General features: G+C 69.2%; 15 protein-coding genes. 11 read left to right on the forward strand and 4 right to left on the reverse strand.

Annotation, left to right across the window (positions count from 1 at the left end; genetic code table 11):
• Nucleotides 1-25: 25 nt before the first annotated feature.
• Nucleotides 26-1,315: an MFS transporter gene (locus ABRP18_RS05120; RefSeq protein WP_349885653.1), complete on the forward strand. Its 1,290-nt coding sequence runs from the start codon at nucleotides 26-28 to the stop codon at nucleotides 1,313-1,315.
• Between the two features lie 22 nt (nucleotides 1,316-1,337).
• On the opposite strand, the gene ABRP18_RS05125 is transcribed toward ABRP18_RS05120, so the two are convergent.
• Complete coding sequence (locus ABRP18_RS05125; protein WP_349885654.1) at nucleotides 1,338-2,573, reverse strand: acyl-CoA dehydrogenase family protein; 1,236 nt, start codon at nucleotides 2,571-2,573, stop codon at nucleotides 1,338-1,340.
• A gap of 62 nt (nucleotides 2,574-2,635) precedes the next feature.
• A complete protein-coding gene (locus tag ABRP18_RS05130; RefSeq protein ID WP_046748814.1) occupies nucleotides 2,636-3,298 on the reverse strand; it encodes a TetR/AcrR family transcriptional regulator in 663 nt (220 codons plus the stop codon).
• Between the two features lie 60 nt (nucleotides 3,299-3,358).
• Between ABRP18_RS05130 and ABRP18_RS05135 the strand changes: the two genes are divergently transcribed.
• The 3 genes from ABRP18_RS05135 (at nucleotide 3,359) to sucD (ending at nucleotide 5,924) form a co-directional block, all read left to right on the forward strand.
• Nucleotides 3,359-3,712 (forward strand): DUF2510 domain-containing protein, encoded by a 354-nt coding sequence (locus ABRP18_RS05135; RefSeq protein ID WP_349885655.1) that lies wholly within the window; start codon nucleotides 3,359-3,361, stop codon nucleotides 3,710-3,712.
• Nucleotides 3,713-3,827: 115 nt separating this feature from the next.
• Nucleotides 3,828-4,994, forward strand: coding sequence for an ADP-forming succinate--CoA ligase subunit beta (sucC, locus tag ABRP18_RS05140; RefSeq protein WP_045263776.1), 1,167 nt, complete (start codon nucleotides 3,828-3,830; stop codon nucleotides 4,992-4,994).
• Nucleotides 4,995-5,021: 27 nt separating this feature from the next.
• The gene (sucD, locus tag ABRP18_RS05145; RefSeq protein ID WP_046748816.1) at nucleotides 5,022-5,924 is read left to right on the forward strand and encodes a succinate--CoA ligase subunit alpha; all 903 of its coding nucleotides are present in this window, start codon (nucleotides 5,022-5,024) and stop codon (nucleotides 5,922-5,924) included.
• 258 nt (nucleotides 5,925-6,182) lie between these two features.
• On the opposite strand, the gene ABRP18_RS05150 is transcribed toward sucD, so the two are convergent.
• A complete protein-coding gene (locus tag ABRP18_RS05150) occupies nucleotides 6,183-6,761 on the reverse strand; it encodes a TetR/AcrR family transcriptional regulator (protein WP_046748817.1) in 579 nt (192 codons plus the stop codon).
• A 76-nt stretch (nucleotides 6,762-6,837) separates the two neighbouring features.
• On the opposite strand from ABRP18_RS05150, the gene ABRP18_RS05155 reads away from it, so the two are divergent.
• Nucleotides 6,838-7,239, forward strand: coding sequence for a VOC family protein (locus ABRP18_RS05155; RefSeq protein ID WP_058632668.1), 402 nt, complete (start codon nucleotides 6,838-6,840; stop codon nucleotides 7,237-7,239).
• Nucleotides 7,240-7,387: 148 nt separating this feature from the next.
• Here ABRP18_RS05155 and ABRP18_RS05160 read toward each other — a convergent pair whose 3' ends face one another.
• Nucleotides 7,388-8,863, reverse strand: a complete 1,476-nt coding sequence (locus ABRP18_RS05160; protein ID WP_046748819.1) for an NCS2 family permease — start codon at nucleotides 8,861-8,863, stop codon at nucleotides 7,388-7,390.
• A gap of 90 nt (nucleotides 8,864-8,953) precedes the next feature.
• Between ABRP18_RS05160 and ABRP18_RS05165 the strand changes: the two genes are divergently transcribed.
• The 6 genes from ABRP18_RS05165 (at nucleotide 8,954) to ABRP18_RS05190 (ending at nucleotide 15,919) form a co-directional block, all read left to right on the forward strand.
• Nucleotides 8,954-10,330 (forward strand): DUF6350 family protein, encoded by a 1,377-nt coding sequence (locus ABRP18_RS05165; protein ID WP_349885656.1) that lies wholly within the window; start codon nucleotides 8,954-8,956, stop codon nucleotides 10,328-10,330.
• A 62-nt stretch (nucleotides 10,331-10,392) separates the two neighbouring features.
• A complete protein-coding gene (gene purN / locus ABRP18_RS05170) occupies nucleotides 10,393-10,980 on the forward strand; it encodes a phosphoribosylglycinamide formyltransferase (protein WP_058632670.1) in 588 nt (195 codons plus the stop codon).
• Between the two features lie 34 nt (nucleotides 10,981-11,014).
• The gene (purH, locus tag ABRP18_RS05175; RefSeq protein WP_349885657.1) at nucleotides 11,015-12,622 is read left to right on the forward strand and encodes a bifunctional phosphoribosylaminoimidazolecarboxamide formyltransferase/IMP cyclohydrolase; all 1,608 of its coding nucleotides are present in this window, start codon (nucleotides 11,015-11,017) and stop codon (nucleotides 12,620-12,622) included.
• A gap of 168 nt (nucleotides 12,623-12,790) precedes the next feature.
• Nucleotides 12,791-14,302, forward strand: a complete 1,512-nt coding sequence (locus ABRP18_RS05180) for an AlkA N-terminal domain-containing protein (protein ID WP_349885658.1) — start codon at nucleotides 12,791-12,793, stop codon at nucleotides 14,300-14,302.
• Entirely contained in the window at nucleotides 14,299-14,796 is a 498-nt protein-coding gene (locus ABRP18_RS05185) for a methylated-DNA--[protein]-cysteine S-methyltransferase (RefSeq protein WP_046748824.1), read from the forward strand. The genes ABRP18_RS05180 and ABRP18_RS05185 overlap by 4 nt, the downstream gene beginning before the upstream one ends.
• 79 nt (nucleotides 14,797-14,875) lie before the next feature.
• Entirely contained in the window at nucleotides 14,876-15,919 is a 1,044-nt protein-coding gene (locus ABRP18_RS05190) for a membrane dipeptidase (protein ID WP_349885659.1), read from the forward strand.
• Nucleotides 15,920-16,102 lie beyond the last annotated feature (183 nt).

Genomic DNA, 16,102 nt, shown 5'->3' on the forward strand with positions numbered 1-16,102 from the left:
ACGGCGCGGATGCTGGACTCGAAGCATGACCACCATGCAGGAACCGTTCGACACCGCCCCGACCCCACTGACGCCGTCCGTTCGTCGTGGTGGAGTCCTCACCGGGATATATGTCGGCGTCGGCCTGCTCCTGATCGCGCTGAACCTCCGCATGGGCGTCGCCTCGGTCGGGCCCGTGCTCCCCGCGATGGAGCGGAGCCTCGGGCTCCCGGCAGCCGCGGCAGGACTGCTGACCACGATCCCGGTGTTCGCGTTCGGCGCCTTCGCCTTCCTGACGCCGGCGCTGACGCGCTGGGTGGGCCTGCATCGGCTGCTCGCCCTGACCATGGTCGTCGTGGCGATCGGCATCGGCGTCCGCCTGCTTCCCTCACCCGTGGCGTTGTTCGGCGGCACTGTGCTGGTCGGCGCGGGCATCGCAGTGGCGAACGTGTGCATGCCCGCTGTCATCAAGCAGGACTTCGCCCACCGCGTCGGGCTCATGATGGGGCTGTACTCGACCGCGCTCTTCCTCGGTGCTGCGGCGGCTGCGGCCCTCACGGTGCCCTTCATGACCGCTCTCGACGGTTCCTGGCGTGGTGCCCTCGCGGTCTGGGCGATTCCCGCCGTGCTCGCACTGCTGGTGTGGCTGCCGTGGGCGTTGCGCGGGGTCTCGGGAGCGCCGGTCCGCTCGCCCGCGACCGGCGCTCCCGCGGATGCGATCGTCGAGCCTCGAGACGAGCCGCGGATGTCGGTTCTGCTGCGTGATCCCGTCGCCTGGGCGGTCACCGGATTCATGGGGTTGCAGAGTCTGAGCTACTACGCAGCCCTGACCTGGATCCCGACCATGTTGCAGGACGCCGGCGTGCCGGTGTCCGAGGCGGGACTGCTGCTGTCGTACTCGAGTCTCCCGGGGATCGCCGCCGCGCTGCTCGTGCCGACGATGCAGCGACACCTGCGGCCGACCTGGCTTCCCGTCCTGCTCTCCGCACTCCTGTGCGCGGCAGGTCTGATCGGCCTTCTGGTCGCGCCGGGCGGAGCCGCGCCCTGGGTGTGGATGACCCTCCTCGGACTCGGTCAGGGTGCGGCCATCGCGCTGTCGCTGACCTACATCGTGCTGCGTGCCCCCGACGCACAGCACACCGCGCACCTGTCGACCATGGCCCAGGGGATCGGCTACCTGCTGGCAGGGCTCGGCCCGATCGGTCTTGGCGTGCTGCACGCTGCCGTCGGAGGGTGGGGCGTCCCCGTCGTGGCGCTGGTCCTGCTGCTCGGCGTGCAGGCCGTGGCCGGGGCGGCAGCGAGTCGCGAGCGTCACGTGCGCGCGCGGCGCAGGTGAACCGGTCCTCGCGGACGGAGGCTCAGGCGAAGGCGCTCATACCCGTGATGTCGCGTCCGAGCAGCAGGGCCTGCACGCTCTCGGTGCCCTCGTAGGTGTGGATCGCCTCGATATCGGCCAGGTGCTGCATCACGCCGTTCTCGAGCAGGATGCCGTTGCCGCCGAGCAGGTCACGGGCGGTCGAGGCGATCCGGCGCGCGGCACGCGTGTTGTGGTACTTCGCCAGCGACGCCTGAGTCGGACGCAGCTCGCCGGCCGTCTCGAGGTCGGCCATGCGCCGGCAGTACAGCTGCATGGCTGTGAGGTCTTCGAGCATGTGGGTGAGGCGCTCCTGGACCATCTGGAACTTCGCCAGGGGCTTTCCGAACTGCACGCGCTGGGTCGCGTAGGCCAGCGCCGCTTCGTAGCAGGCGGTCGCGTGCCCCAGCGCCGACCAGGCGACACCGGAGCGGGTGGCGTAGAGCACGGTCGATGCGTCCTTGAAGCTCTTCGTCCCCGGCAGTACGGCATCGAGCGGCACCCGCACGTCGTCGAGCTCGATGTGGGCCTGGTGGATGGCGCGCAGCGAGGCCTTGCCGCGGATCACGGTGCCGGTGTAGCCGGGGGTGTCCTGCTCGACGAGGAAGCACCGGACGGCACCGTGCTCGTCGGCGCCCTCGTCGTCGACACGCGCCCAGACGAAGGTGACACCGCCGGAGGCGCCGTTGCCGATCCACTTCTTCGTGCCGCGGATGACCCAGCTCTCGCCGTCGCGGCGGGCGACCGTCTCCAGCGATACCGAGTCGGAGCCGTGATCAGGCTCGGTCAGAGCGAACGAACCGAGCACCGAACCGTCGGCGAGGGCCGTCAGCCATCGCTCCTGCTGCGCGGGGGAGCCGAACAGGGCCAGGGTGCGCAACGCGAGTCCGCCCTGCACTGCGAGGATCGTGCCCAGCGAGCCGTCACCGCGGGAGATCTCCATGTTCACGAGGCCTGCGGCGAGCGGTGACAGGCTCGTGAGCGACGGGTGCTGGACCCCGTCGACGACGAGGTCCATCTCGCCCATCCGGCGTGCGGCATCGAGCGGGTACTCGGCACGGTCCCAGGCATCCGCCATCTGCGGGGCGACCTCGTCGATGTAGGCCTTCGCGCGGTCCCACGCCTCCCGGTCGGCGGAGGGGATGTCGGTGAAGACCGCGTAGTAGTCGCTGTCCTGACGTCCGGTGATGTCGTACGACGAGACGCGCTCGCCGGGGAAGGGGGAGGCTGCAGTGCTCATGGGGCTCCTTCGTGGCACCAAGTATCGTACTCCTCGATACTGGGTTCCACGACCGGGACGCGTCAGTCGAGCTGGGACTGCAGCCTGCGGCTCACCTCTGCGATGGGCATGGAGCGGGGGAAGACGGCGACCACCATGTCATCCGGAGCGGACGCGGCCTCATCGGCCGCGACACCGTAGCGCCGGCGTACATCGACCAGCGCCGTCTGGAGCGTGGACAGCGGCACCTTCTTGCGGCCGCGCAGCAGCTGGCGCAGCACGTGGTTGTGCACCGCTGTGACCAGAGCGGCGAAGCCGACCGCGTCGAGCGGATCGACGCCGGGAAGCGCGCTGCGCAGGTAGTCGTCGAACAGTCGTTCGTAGCGGAAGACCGTGATGATCTCGCGCTCGCGCAGCACGGGGACCTGGCGCACGATCTGGTAGCGACGCCTGGCGAGTTCCGGGTCGCGGGCGAAGTGCGCGAAGACGGATTCGGAGGCGGCGCACACGGCACCCCATGGATCGTCATGACCCTCGTCGAGGAACTCCCTGAGCTGCTCGAGGAGCACCTCGTGATCCGCGAAGACGACGTCCTCCTTGCCGCCGAACTGACGGAAGAACGTCGAGCGGGAGACCCCGGCGGCCTTCGCGATCTGCTCCACCGAGGTCTGGTCGAACCCCTGGGCGTTGAAGAGTTCGAGCGCGGCGGCGACGACGCCGGTGCGCAGTTCTGCGGATTCGTGCATGGCGAAAGCCTAGACCGGAGCGCGCGGAGACGCCCAGGCATCGCCGTCATACTGAGGAGCGTGAGAGACGACGGGATCCCGGCCGGCTGGTTCGACACGCGGCGACATGGCACCCGGCGGTGGTGGGACGGGGTGCGGTGGACCGAGCACATCCGGGTGCGGGGGCGGGAGACCACCCTGGCGGACGACGGGGCCTCGGTGCGCCGCCAACTCCTGATGGTCGAGGTCGTGCTGGCCGTCGTCCTCGTGGTCGCGATCCTGGTCGCCTTCGTGGGCGGTCTGCCCGTGGTCGTCGTGCGTCCGCTGATCGTCGCGGTCGGTGCCGCGCTCGTGTTCACGCCGTTCGCGATCAGGCGTCAGCTCCGCTTGGCCGGCGTGCCGGCGCGACGAGTCGGCGTTCCCCCGCTGCGTTGAGGGAGGGCGGCCTCGCGGCCGCAGGAGCGCCCAGGCCGAGGTAGTAGGCTGGGGGACTGGTCGATGTCTCGACATCGAGAGAATTACCAGACAGCAGCCCAGTGAAGGAACCACAGTGGATCTGTACGAGTACCAGGCACGAGACGTTTTCGAAAAGTACGGAGTGCCGGTCCTCGCCGGCATCGTCGCGGACACCCCTGAAGAGGTGAGGGCGGCCGCCGAGAAGATCGGTGGAGTGGTCGTCGTCAAGGCTCAGGTGAAGACCGGCGGCCGTGGAAAGGCGGGCGGCGTCAAGGTCGCCAAGACGCCCGACGAGGCGTACGAGGCAGCGAAGGCCATCCTCGGCCTCGACATCAAGGGCCACGTCGTCAAGCGCGTCATGGTCGCGCAGGGTGCGCGTATCGCCGAGGAGTTCTACTTCTCCGTGCTGCTCGACCGTGCCAACCGCTCCTACCTGAGCCTGTGCTCGGTCGAGGGCGGCATGGAGATCGAAGAGCTCGCGGTCGAGCGCCCCGAGGCGCTCGCGCGCGTCGAGGTCAACCCGCTGACGGGCATCGACAAGGAGAAGGCCGTCGAGATCGCTCGTGCGGCCAACTTCCCCGAAGACCTCGTCGACAAGGTGTCCGACGTCTTCGTGAAGCTGTTCGACGTGTACAAGGGTGAGGACGCGACGCTGGTCGAGGTCAACCCGCTCGTGCGTACCGAAGAGGGCGACATCATCGCGCTCGACGGCAAGGTCACGCTCGACGACAACGCCTCCGAGATCCGCCACCCCGAGCACGAGGCGCTCGAGGACAAGGACGCCGCCGACCCGCTCGAGGCCAAGGCCAAGGAGTCGGGCCTGAACTACGTGAAGCTCGACGGCGAGGTCGGCATCATCGGCAACGGCGCGGGACTCGTCATGTCGACGCTCGACGTGGTCGCCTACGCCGGCGAGAACCACAACGGCGTGAAGCCCGCCAACTTCCTCGACATCGGTGGTGGAGCCTCGGCTGAGGTCATGGCCGCCGGCCTCGACGTCATCCTCGGCGACCCGCAGGTCAAGAGCGTGTTCGTCAACGTGTTCGGTGGCATCACGGCGTGCGACGCCGTCGCCAACGGCATCAAGGGCGCGCTCGAGACGCTCGGCGCCACGGCCTCCAAGCCGCTCGTCGTGCGTCTGGACGGCAACCGCGTCGACGAGGGTCGCGCGATCCTCGCCGAGTACGCGCATCCGCTTGTCACCCTGGCCGCAACCATGGACGAGGGCGCCGACAAGGCCGCCGAGCTCGCCAACGCCTGATCGCCTGAGACACAAGGAACCAGAGCTATGTCTATCTACCTCAACAAGGACTCCAAGGTCATCGTCCAGGGCATCACCGGCGGCGAGGGCACCAAGCACACCGCGCTGATGCTCAAGGCCGGCACCCAGGTCGTCGGTGGCGTCAACGCCCGCAAGGCCGGTACCACGGTCTCGCACACGGACAAGGACGGCAACGCCGTAGAGCTTCCCGTCTTCGGATCGGTCGCCGAGGCCATGAAGGAGACCGGCGCCGACGTGTCGATCGCCTTCGTCCCCGGCGCCTTCACGAAGGACGCGATGATCGAGGCCATCGACGCCGAGATCCCGCTGCTCGTCGTGATCACCGAGGGCGTGCCCGTCGGCGACTCGGCCGAGGCGTGGGCGTACGCGCAGAGCAAGGGCAACAAGACCCGCATCATCGGACCGAACTGCCCCGGCATCATCACCCCCGGTGAGGCGCTCGTCGGCATCACGCCCGCTAACATCACCGGCAAGGGTCCGATCGGCCTCGTGTCGAAGTCGGGCACCCTGACCTACCAGATGATGTTCGAGCTGCGCGACCTGGGCTTCTCGACCGCCATCGGCATCGGCGGCGACCCGGTCATCGGCACCACGCACATCGACGCGCTCGCCGCGTTCGAGGCCGACCCCGAGACCAAGGCGATCGTGATGATCGGCGAGATCGGCGGCGACGCCGAGGAGCGGGCGGCCGACTACATCAAGGCGAACGTCACCAAGCCCGTCGTCGGCTACGTCGCGGGCTTCACGGCCCCCGAGGGCAAGACCATGGGTCACGCGGGTGCGATCGTCTCCGGTTCCGCCGGTACCGCTCAGGCGAAGAAGGAGGCCCTCGAGGCCGCCGGCGTCAAGGTCGGCAAGACGCCGTCCGAGACGGCGGATCTGATGCGCGCGATCATCGAGTCGCTCTGATCTGAGTTACGCTTGATCTGAAGGCCCCGGGCTCCACCCCGGGGCCTTCTTTCATGCCCGGCCGCATGACCCGATGACACCTGCATGACCGAGGACCCCGTGTGGGTCATGCATCCGTGCGACGCTCATGCATCCGGGCGACGGTGCCGACAGCTGCCTCGAGAGGGGGCGTGATGGTCGTGTGGCATGTGCACGCAGCTCCTCCCGGTCGTCGAGCTTCCACCCTCGCGCGGTCGACGGTGGCCGCGCAAGCACCGCTCAGCTTCGGCTGGCAGCCGTGTCCAGAAGCGCGTCGAGTGCGCGGTGGGCCTGTTGTCGTGCCTCCGCGTCGTCCGGGCGAACGGCGAGCCAGAGGGCGAGTTCGTTCATGGCGCCGGACAGGGCTGCGGTCAGGGCGTCGAGGAGCGCGGGCGGGGCTCCTGCTTCACGCAGTCCCGTCCGCAGCTCGCGCTCCGGCCCCTCCGCGTCGAGGCGGCGCCACTCCTCCCAGCCGAGCACGGAGGGTCCGTCGATGAGGAGTACGCGCGCGGCCGTCCTGCCCGTGATGCCGTCGAGGTAGGCATGGCTCCCCTCGCGGAGTGCGGTCTCCGGGGTGCTGTCCCTCGTCGCGGCCACGATCGCCTCGGCGACGCTCTGCTGTTGGCGGGTGGCGACCGCGGCGAACAGTCCCGGCTTCGATGCGTAGTGGTGGTACACGGCCCCGCGGGTCACTCCGGCGGCGCGTGCGAGGTCATCGACGGAACAGGATGCGTAGCCGTGTTCGGCGAAGTGCGCGGTGGCGGTCTCGAGGATGCGTCGCGCCGTCTCGGCGGCGTCGGCAGCGGATGCTCGCGGCATGGGACTTCCTTTACGTGCGACTTGTATGTATTCTAGCCACCGATGTTACAAACACACTGTATGTAAAGGAGAGTTCATGGAGATCACGAGCTTCTACCCGGTTCTGATGGTCGATGACGTCGCCGCTGCCGCGCAGTTCTATCGTGAGGAACTGGGCTTCGAGACGACGTTCGAGGCGGACTGGTACGTGAGCCTGCGCGTCGAAGGAGGAGAGCTCGCGCTCCTCGACCGGGGTCACGAGACGATCCCCGACGGCTTCCGTGAGCCCGTCCGAGGTCTGCTGCTCAACGTCGAGGTCGTCGACGCGACGGCAGCGCACCGTCGGCTCGTGGGTGAGCACGGGTTGGTCGAGCGCCTCGCGCTTCGGGACGAGACCTTCGGGCAGCGTCACTTCATCGTCGAGGCGCCCGGGGGTGTGCTGATCGACGTGATCGAGCCCATCGAGCCGTCAGCGGAGTTCGCCGAGGCCTATTCCTGAGACCCTGTCGGATGCATGATCGGCCGACACCTGCATGACCGAGGACTCCGTGTGGGCAATGCATCCGTGCGACGGTCATGCATCCGGGCGACGGTACCGAACAGAAAGAGGGGCGGATGCCGCAGCATCCGCCCCTCGTGTTCTCGCGTCAGATCCCGACGCCGAACAGCGCCTCGATGGGGCCTCTCGCGAAGAAGATCAGGAAGCCGGCGCCGACGACCCACAACAGCGGGCTGATGGTCTTCGCCTTGCCCGAGAACGCGTGGATGAGCACCCAGCTGACGAAGCCCGCCCCGATGCCGTTCGCGATCGAGTAGGTGAGCGGCATGACCGAGACGGTGAGGAACACCGGCAGCAGCACGCGGAAGTCGCTGAAGTCGATGTAGCGGATCTGCGCCATCATCATCGCACCCACGATGATCAGGGCCGCGGCCGCGATCTCGGTCGGGACGATGGAGGTCAGCGGGGTCAGGAACATCGCGATCAGGAACACGACACCCGTGACGACGTTCGCGAGTCCCGTGCGGGCTCCCTCGCCGATGCCGGCACCCGACTCGATGAAGACGGTGCTGGAGGACGACGAGGTCGCACCACCGGCGATCGCGCCGACGCCCTCGACGACCAGTGCCGACTTGATGCGGGGGAAGTCCCCGTTGTCGTCGGCGAGATTCGCCTCCTTCGCCAGGCCGGTCATGGTTCCCATGGCGTCGAAGAAGTTCGTGAAGAGCAGCGTGAAGACGATCATCACGATCGCGACCAGGCTGACCTTGCTCAGGTCGAAGCTGAAGTCGACGGCGCCGATCAGGCTGAGGTCCGGGATGCCGACGGGGGAGCCGTTCAGTGCCGGGACCGTGAGGCCCCAGCCGCCGGGGTTGACCACGTTGCCCTCGTCGTCGAAGCCGCGGGCGCCGATGTGCCAGATCGCCTCGACGATGACTGCGAGCACGGTGCCGCCGATGAGACCGATGAGCATGCCGCCCTTGACCTTGAGGGCGACGAGGATGCCGGTGAGGAGCAGGGTGATCACGAACAGCAGGGTCGGCACGGTCGCGACCGAACCGTTGACGCCGAGCCCGACCGGAGGGGACGAGGCGCCGGTCGCGGTGACGAAGCCCGAGTTGACGAAGCCGATGAAGGCGATGAACAGGCCGATGCCGACCGTGATGGCGATCTTCAGCTGGAAGGGCACGGCGTCGAAGATCGCCTTCCGCAGCCCGGTGGCCGCGAGCAGCACGATCACGACACCGTTGATCATCACGAGTGCCATCGCCTCGGGCCAGGTCACCTGCCCGACCACGGAGAACGCGACGAAGGCGTTGATGCCGAGTCCTGCGGCGAAACCGAAGGGCAGGCGCGTCACGAGACCGAACAGGATCGTCATGACGCCGGCGGTCAACGCGGTGGCGGCGCCGACGGCGTTGAAGCTGAGCATGTCTCCGGCGACGTCGGGCTTGCCGGAGAGGATGATCGGGTTGAGGATCACGATGTAGGCCATCGTGACGAACGTCACCAGACCTCCTCGGATCTCGGTGCCGATCGTGGATCCGCGCTTGCTGATCTCGAAGAAGCGGTCCAGGGAGTTCTTGGGCTCGGTGGGTGCCGGGGCGGGCGGGGCAGTTGTCATCGGGAAACCTCCGGAGAAACGCTATCGTGTCGCCGACCCCACGCGCGCCCCCGGGGCTTCGTCGGGAACTCGTCGTAGTCTCGAAGCGCTATGCAACGCCTCCTCGTCGCGCTCCTCGCCGCCTTCGACGCCGCCATCGCCGCGGCGGTCGGTCTCGTCGTGCTGCTCGCGCCGTTGACACTGCTGTGGACTCTCGCCTTCGGGATCAGCGCCGACTGGGGTGCGCTCTGGCCGCTCACCGGCACGCTCTGGGAGTTCGGACACGGGGTGCCGCTGGCGGTGACGATTCCTGACGAGCTTCTGGTCGCCCTCGCGATCCCCGCCCAGGCCGCCTCGTTCGCGGTGTCGATCACCCCGCTGGCATTCCTGCTCTTCACACTGCTGTTCGCCGCGCGCTCCGGAGCCAGAGCCGCCACGGCGGGAACCTGGCTGCTCGGCGTGGTGTCCGGCACCGTGGTGTTCACCGCGATCTCCGCCGGTGTCGCGCTGACGGCGCGGCTGGATGCGGCGCAGACGCCCCTCCTGCTCGCGATCGCCCTTCCCGCGGCGGTCTACTTCGTCGGCGCGCTGTGCGGCGCCGTCCGGATCGCCTGGGAAGAGGGCGACGGCGGCATCCTCGACCGTCTGCACGATCGCATCGACGTCCGCGACGACTGGGCACCGGTCCCCGCCGCCGTCGTTCGAGGCGCGGCCTTCACCCTGATGGGCGTGGTCGGCGCTTCTGCTCTGGCCCTCGCGGTGGTGACGCTGTTCCGGGGAGGTGAAGTCGTCGCGCTGTTCCAGGCCTCGCGCGTCGATGCGCTGGGTGCGACGGTGATGACCCTGGCGCAGCTGGTGTACCTGCCGACCCTCATCGTCTGGGTCGCGTCCTGGCTCGCCGGCCCCGGGTTCGCCGTCGGCGTCGGCACCGCGGTGTCGCCAGCGGGCACCCAGCTGGGAGTCGTGCCCGGCATCCCCATGTTCGGACTGCTGCCCGAGAACAGCTCGATGTGGATGCTGATCGTGGTGCTCGTCCCGATCGCCGCCGGAGCGTTCGCGGGGTGGGCGGTTCGCTCCCGTCTCGTCTGGGAGGGCACTCCGCTGGGAACGGCGCAGCGTGCCGTCATCGCGGTGGGGATCGCGGTCGTCACCGCCGGTATCGCCGGGATCGCCGCCGTGCTGGCGAGCGGGTCGATGGGACCGGGACGGCTGTCGGACGTCGGACCAGCGGCGCTGCCCTTCATGCTCGCCCTGGGCCTCGAGGTGCTCGTCGGCGCCGCGATCCTGCTCCTGTCCCCACGACATCGCGATGAACTGGCGGAGGAGCGCACCGATCGGTGGATAGCCGAGATGTCCGAGCTCGATCCGAGCGCAGCGTCCGTGGTCCCGGTGCCTGGCATCCCCTTCCCCCACACGCAGGCCTTCGATGACACGGCTCCGCTGGATGATGTCCGCGGTTTCACGCCGCCGAGGGACGACCGCGACTGACGGCTCGCGGTGTGCGTGCGACGCAGGCGGAACGAGCTTCGGCGCCCCGGTAGACTGGGCGCGTGCTCACGGTCGCCGTTCTCATCTCGGGCACCGGCTCGAATCTTCGCGCCCTCCTCGAGGCCGCTCGTCATCCCGATTTTCCCGCCAGGGTGATCGTGGTCGGCGCCGATCGCGAAGCCGAGGGGCTCGCCCATGCCGAGGAGTTCGGCGTCCCCAGTTTCACGGTGCCGTGGCATGAGCACGAGAGTCGCGAGGCGTGGGGTGCGGAACTCGCCGGCCAGCTCGCCGTCTGGAAGCCGGACCTCGTCGTGCTCAGCGGGCTCATGCGCCTGCTTCCGCCGTCGCTCGTCGCACAGTACTCGCCGCGCCTCATCAACACGCACCCGGCGTTCCTGCCCGAGTTCCCCGGCGCCCACGGCGTCCGCGACGCGCTCGCGGCCGGCGTCGCCGAGACCGGGGCCAGCGTGATCGTCGTCGACGACGGCGTCGACACCGGTCCGATCCTCGCCCAGGAGCGCGTCCCCATCCTCGACGGCGACACCGAGCACAGCCTGCACGAGCGCATCAAGCCCGTCGAGCGCCGACTGCTCATCGACGTGGTCCGCGGAATCGCCACCGGCGACCTCGTCCTCAGCTCTTCCTCCTGACCCCCACCCGACGCCCCGCACGAAGGAGCCCATCATGGCCGGCCCCCGCCACGACCCCACGCTCTACCGCGATCGCGACACCGTGCCGATCAGGCGCGCGCTCGTCTCGGTGAGCGACAAGACCGACCTGCTCCTGCTGGCTGCGGCTCTGGCTGAGGCGGGTATCGAGATCGTCTCGACGGGTTCGACGGCGTCGACCATCCGCGAGGCGGGATTCGAGGTCACCGACGTCGCCGCCGTGACCGGCGTCGCAGAGATGCTCGACGGTCGCGTCAAGACGCTGCACCCGAAGATCCACGGCGGCCTGCTCGCCGACCTGCGTCTCGAGGACCACGAGCGCCAGCTCGCCGACCTCGACATCACTCCCTTCGAGCTCGTGGTCGTGAACCTCTACCCGTTCATCGAGACCGTCGCCTCCGGCGCGGTCGGCGACGACGTGGTCGAGCAGATCGACATCGGCGGCCCCGCGATGGTACGCGCCGCGGCCAAGAACCACGCGAACGTGGCGATCGTCGTCTCGCCGCAGTCATACCCCGGCATCATCGCGGCGATCGGCGAGGGCGGCACCTCGTTGACGCAGCGTCGTGAGCTCGCCGCCCGAGCATTCGCGCACACAGCGGCATACGACACCGCGGTCGCCTCGTGGTTCGCCGAGGGGACGCTGCAGGACGACGGCGACCTGCCGACGCATCTCACGATCCAGGCTGAGCGGCTCGCGACTCTCCGCTACGGCGAGAACTCGCACCAGCGCGGCGCCATCTACACGCGCGCCGGTGGACACGGCATCGCCCAGGCCACGCAGCTGCAGGGCAAGGAGATGTCGTACAACAACTACGTCGACGCCGATGCCGCCCTGCGCGCGGCATACGACATGGTCAAGCCGGCTGTCGCCATCATCAAGCACGCCAACCCGTGCGGTATCGCGACCACGGCGCCGAACGCGCTCGACCCGATCGCCAGCGCCCACCTGCGTGCGCACGAGTGCGACCCCGTCTCGGCATACGGTGGTGTGATCGCGGCCAACGGCACGGTCACGCTGAAGATGGCCGAGAACCTCAAGGACATCTTCACCGAGGTCATCGTCGCGCCGTCGTTCGAACCCGCGGCGCTCGAGGTGTTCAAGGCGAAGAAGAACCTGCGACTGCTGCAGCTGCCCGAGGACTGGCAGCAGGAGCGCATGGACGTGCGTCTCGTCTCCGGTGGGCTGCTGCTGCAGGATGCCGACCGGTTCCCCGACGACATCGTCTCCGTCGCGAAGAACTGGGAGCTGGTCTCGGGTGAGCGTCCGACCGACGAGGAGATGGAGAACCTCATCTTCGCGTGGAAGGCCTGCCGAGCGGTCAAGTCGAACGCGATCGTGCTCGCGAAGGACAACGCCACGGTGGGCGTGGGCATGGGCCAGGTCAACCGCGTCGACTCCTGCCGCCTCGCGGTCGAGCGTGCAGGGGACCGGGCGGCCGGATCCGTCGCTTCCTCCGACGCGTTCTTCCCCTTCGCCGACGGCGCTCAGGTGCTGATCGATGCCGGCGTCACGGCGATCGTGCAACCGGGCGGTTCCGTGCGCGACGAGGAGGTCGTGGACGCGGCGCGCAAGTCCGGCGTCACGATGTTCTTCACCGGTGAGCGCCACTTCTTCCACTGAACGCGCGCCTGCGCATACCTCGAGACCCACTCTCCACGCCGAGACCCACACGCGCCCACTGCGGCGGCGATGGGTGTCGGCGAGGCGGGTGGGTCTCGGCGTTCGGGCCCGGACAGTCATGTCCGATTTCCGCCAGTCGTTGTCGGTGGGGCGTGACACAGTGGAGGCATGAGCTTCCCCGTGACGGACTTCGACGAGCGTTACCGTGCGATCAGCGCGCGCGACACCCGCTTCGACGGGCAGTTCGTGACGGCCGTCCGTTCGACCGGGATCTACTGCCGTCCGAGTTGCCCCGCGCGCACGCCCAAACCCCAGAACGTGACGTTCTATCCGACCAGCGCCGCAGCGCACGAGGCCGGGTATCGCGCCTGCAAGCGCTGCCTGCCCGAGGCCGCTCCCGGCTCGCCGGCGTGGGATATCCGCGGCGACACCGCCGCGCGAGCGATGCGGTTGATCTCCGACGGCGTCGTGGAACGGGAGGGCGTGCCGGGCCTGGCCGCGCGACTGGGCTATTCCGGTCGGCACCTCACGAGGCTGCTGACCACCGAACTCGGCGCCGGGCCGCTCGCACTGGCGCGGGCACACAGGGCGCACACCGCGCGCATGCTCCTCGTCGGCACCGACATGCCCATCTCGGATGTCGCGTTCTCCGCCGGGTTCGCCAGCATCCGACAGTGCAACGACACGATCCGCGAGGTCTTCGGCCTCACGCCGGGGGAGCTCAGGGCGCGGCGACGGCTTCCGGCGTCCGCGGCTCCCGGCTCGATCGACCTCGTGCTGCCCTATCGCGGTCCACTCGACGCGAGCGGCGTCTTTGCCTGGATGGCGGCGCGTGCGATCCCCGGCGTCGAAGAGACCACGGCGACGTCCTTCTCGCGTCACCTCCGCATGGCCGGTGGTCCCGCCTGGTTCGAGGTGCGTCAGGAGGAGGGTGAGCGCCTGCACCTGCGGGCACGCGTCGCGCGGCTGGGGGACCTGGCACCGCTGGTCTCGACCGTGCGACGCATCTTCGACCTCGATGCCGACCCGCTGGCGATCGACGAGGCGCTCTCGGAACACGACGAGATCGCGCCGCTCGTCGCGCGCACCCCCGGCATCCGCGTGCCGGGGTCGGCTGATCCGCATGAGATGCTCATCCGCGCCATGGTGGGGCAGCAGATCACCGTGGTCGCCGCCAGAACCGCGCTCACGGCACTCACCGAGGCGCTGGGGGAGCGCACCGAGAACGGACTGCTCTTCCCGACGATGACGGCGATCGCCGCCCACGGAGCCGAGGTGCTGCGAGGGCCGGCCGCCCGTATCCGCGCGATCACCGGCGCTGCGGCCGCTCTCGCCGACGGATCCCTGACGCTCACGGTCGGAGATGACGGCGTCGACCAGCGTGCTGCCCTGCTCGCGATGCCCGGCATCGGACCCTGGACAGCCGACTACGTGCGCATGCGTGTGCTCGGCGATCCGGATGTGCTGCTCCCGGGAGACGTCGCGCTGCGCGCCGGCGCGGCGGCCTCCGGCGTGCCGGGCGAGCCACGGGCGCTCACCGACTGGGCCCTGCGCGCGGCACCATGGCGCAGCTATCTGAGCGCGCATCTGTGGCGCGCCGCTCCGGTGCGCCCCGTCGGGCCGCGGCGGGTCCCCGCAGCGCACCGTCCCACCGACATCACGACGAAGGAGAACTCATGACCGCCCTCATCCAGACCATCGAGACGCCGGACGGCGCCTTCACGATCCTCGCCGACGACCATCAGCGCGTGCTGGCCTCGGGCTGGACGTCCGACGTCGAGGCGATCCTCGGGCGGCTGTCGGCGGCGAACCGTCCGGAGGCGCTGCGCGATGGTGCGACGGACGCCGCGGACGCGGTGGTCGCCTATTACGCGGGCGACCTCTCGGCCATCGACGATGTCGCCGTGAAGCAGACCGGCACGGCACTCCAGCTCGCCGGCTGGTCGGCGCTCCGGGAGATCGAGCCGGGCGGGCCGCTGACCTACACCGGTTTCGCCTCACGCCTGGACAACCCCCGGGCCGTTCGGGCTGCGGCGTCCATCTGCGCCCGCAACGCCCCGGCGCTCTTCGTGCCCTGCCACCGGGTGCTGCGCACCGACGGGAGCCTCGGCGGTTTCGCGTGGGGCGTCGATGTCAAGGAGAGTCTGCTGGCCCGCGAGAGTGCCGCGGCGTGAGCCAGGAGCACCAGATCCGGCACCGGTGATGGTGCGCTACGACGAACCGTCCGTTCCGACGCGGCCATAGGCTCGAGCCGTGACCGCCATCGATGCCCTCGATCTCCACCGCCGCGCCGTCGTTGCCGATGCGCACAACGATCTGCTCTGCTCGGTGACGAGTCGTCCGCCCGCCGAGTGGTCGGACTACTTCCGGGCCCAGTGGCTGCCGCAGCTGCGCACGGGTGGTGTCGACCTGCAGGTCCTGCCCGTGTTCGTCGATGACGTCTACCGGCCGGAGGGCGCGCTGCGTCGTACGTTCCGCATGATCGAAGCCGCGCACCGGGTGGCGGAAGGAAACGCGGATGCGGTGGGGCTCTGCCTCGACGGGGACGACATCGACAGGGTGATCGGTGAGGGGCGCATCGCGTTGGTGCTCGCTCTCGAGGGCATGCCCGGCATCGCCGACGATGTCGAGCTCCTCGAGACGGTGCATCGGCTCGGAGTGCGCGTCGGCTCGGTCGCCCACTTCGGTCGCAGCGCCTTCGCGGACGGAAGCGGAGAAGACGCCGCGGGCAGCCGGCTGACGCGCACGGGCGTCCAGGCGCTGGCCGAGATGGAGCGCATCGGCATGATCTTCGATGTCAGCCACCTCGGAGCGGGCGGCGTCGACCACGTGCTCGAGCTCGCCACGCGACCCGTCATGGCAACGCATTCGTCCGCCCGCGCCCTGTTCGATCACCACCGCAACCTCACCGATGCGCAGATCGCCGGAGTCGCGGAGACGGGGGGAGTCGTGTGCGTCAACTTCTTCGCCCCGTATCTGCATGCGAGCGACTACACGATCGACACCCTGATCGACCACTTCGAGCGGGTGGTGTCCGTCGCCGGGGTGGACCACGTCGGGATGGGACCAGACTTCGTCCGCGAGGTGCTCGCAGACACCACGGCCCCGTGCTGCGTGCAGACGACGATCGAGGGCGTCCCCGCCGATCGGTACCTTCCCGGGCTCGAGGGTCCGGAAGGGCTTCCGCTCGTCACCGAGGCTCTGCTGCGTCGCGGCTGGCGCGACGCCGATGTCCTGGCCGTGCTGGGCGGCAACCTGCAGCGCTTTCTCCGAACCGGGCTCGCTGTCCAGGGGTGAGCCACCCGAGCCACCTCGCCGCGGTCGCCGGGAAAGAGCAGGGCGAATCGGGAATGACTCTTGCTTTCAGCTGGTTCACAGCAATAGGCTGGTGGGCTGTCGCGCCAACCGGACGACATCGCCGAGCCCCTGAGGAGGACACCATGTTCACGATCGCCACCGCGCGGATCGCAGCTCTCGGCT

Origin of the sequence: Microbacterium sp. WHRI 7836, assembly GCF_040223885.2 — a bacterium.
In the GTDB taxonomy this organism is placed as follows: Bacteria; Actinomycetota; Actinomycetes; order Actinomycetales; family Microbacteriaceae; genus Microbacterium; species Microbacterium oxydans.

Bases quoted from the DNA above. Each gene is read 5' to 3' on its own strand.
- ABRP18_RS05120 (WP_349885653.1), top strand. From the start codon at position 26: ATGACCACCATGCAGGAACCGTTCGACACCGCCCCGACCCCACTGACG.
- ABRP18_RS05125 (WP_349885654.1), bottom strand. From the start codon at position 2,573: ATGAGCACTGCAGCCTCCCCCTTCCCCGGCGAGCGCGTCTCGTCGTAC.
- ABRP18_RS05130 (WP_046748814.1), bottom strand. From the start codon at position 3,298: ATGCACGAATCCGCAGAACTGCGCACCGGCGTCGTCGCCGCCGCGCTC.
- sucD (WP_046748816.1), top strand. From the start codon at position 5,022: ATGTCTATCTACCTCAACAAGGACTCCAAGGTCATCGTCCAGGGCATC.
- ABRP18_RS05150 (WP_046748817.1), bottom strand. From the start codon at position 6,761: ATGCCGCGAGCATCCGCTGCCGACGCCGCCGAGACGGCGCGACGCATC.
- ABRP18_RS05155 (WP_058632668.1), top strand. From the start codon at position 6,838: ATGGAGATCACGAGCTTCTACCCGGTTCTGATGGTCGATGACGTCGCC.
- ABRP18_RS05160 (WP_046748819.1), bottom strand. From the start codon at position 8,863: ATGACAACTGCCCCGCCCGCCCCGGCACCCACCGAGCCCAAGAACTCC.
- ABRP18_RS05165 (WP_349885656.1), top strand. From the start codon at position 8,954: ATGCAACGCCTCCTCGTCGCGCTCCTCGCCGCCTTCGACGCCGCCATC.
- purH (WP_349885657.1), top strand. From the start codon at position 11,015: ATGGCCGGCCCCCGCCACGACCCCACGCTCTACCGCGATCGCGACACC.
- ABRP18_RS05180 (WP_349885658.1), top strand. From the start codon at position 12,791: ATGAGCTTCCCCGTGACGGACTTCGACGAGCGTTACCGTGCGATCAGC.
- ABRP18_RS05185 (WP_046748824.1), top strand. From the start codon at position 14,299: ATGACCGCCCTCATCCAGACCATCGAGACGCCGGACGGCGCCTTCACG.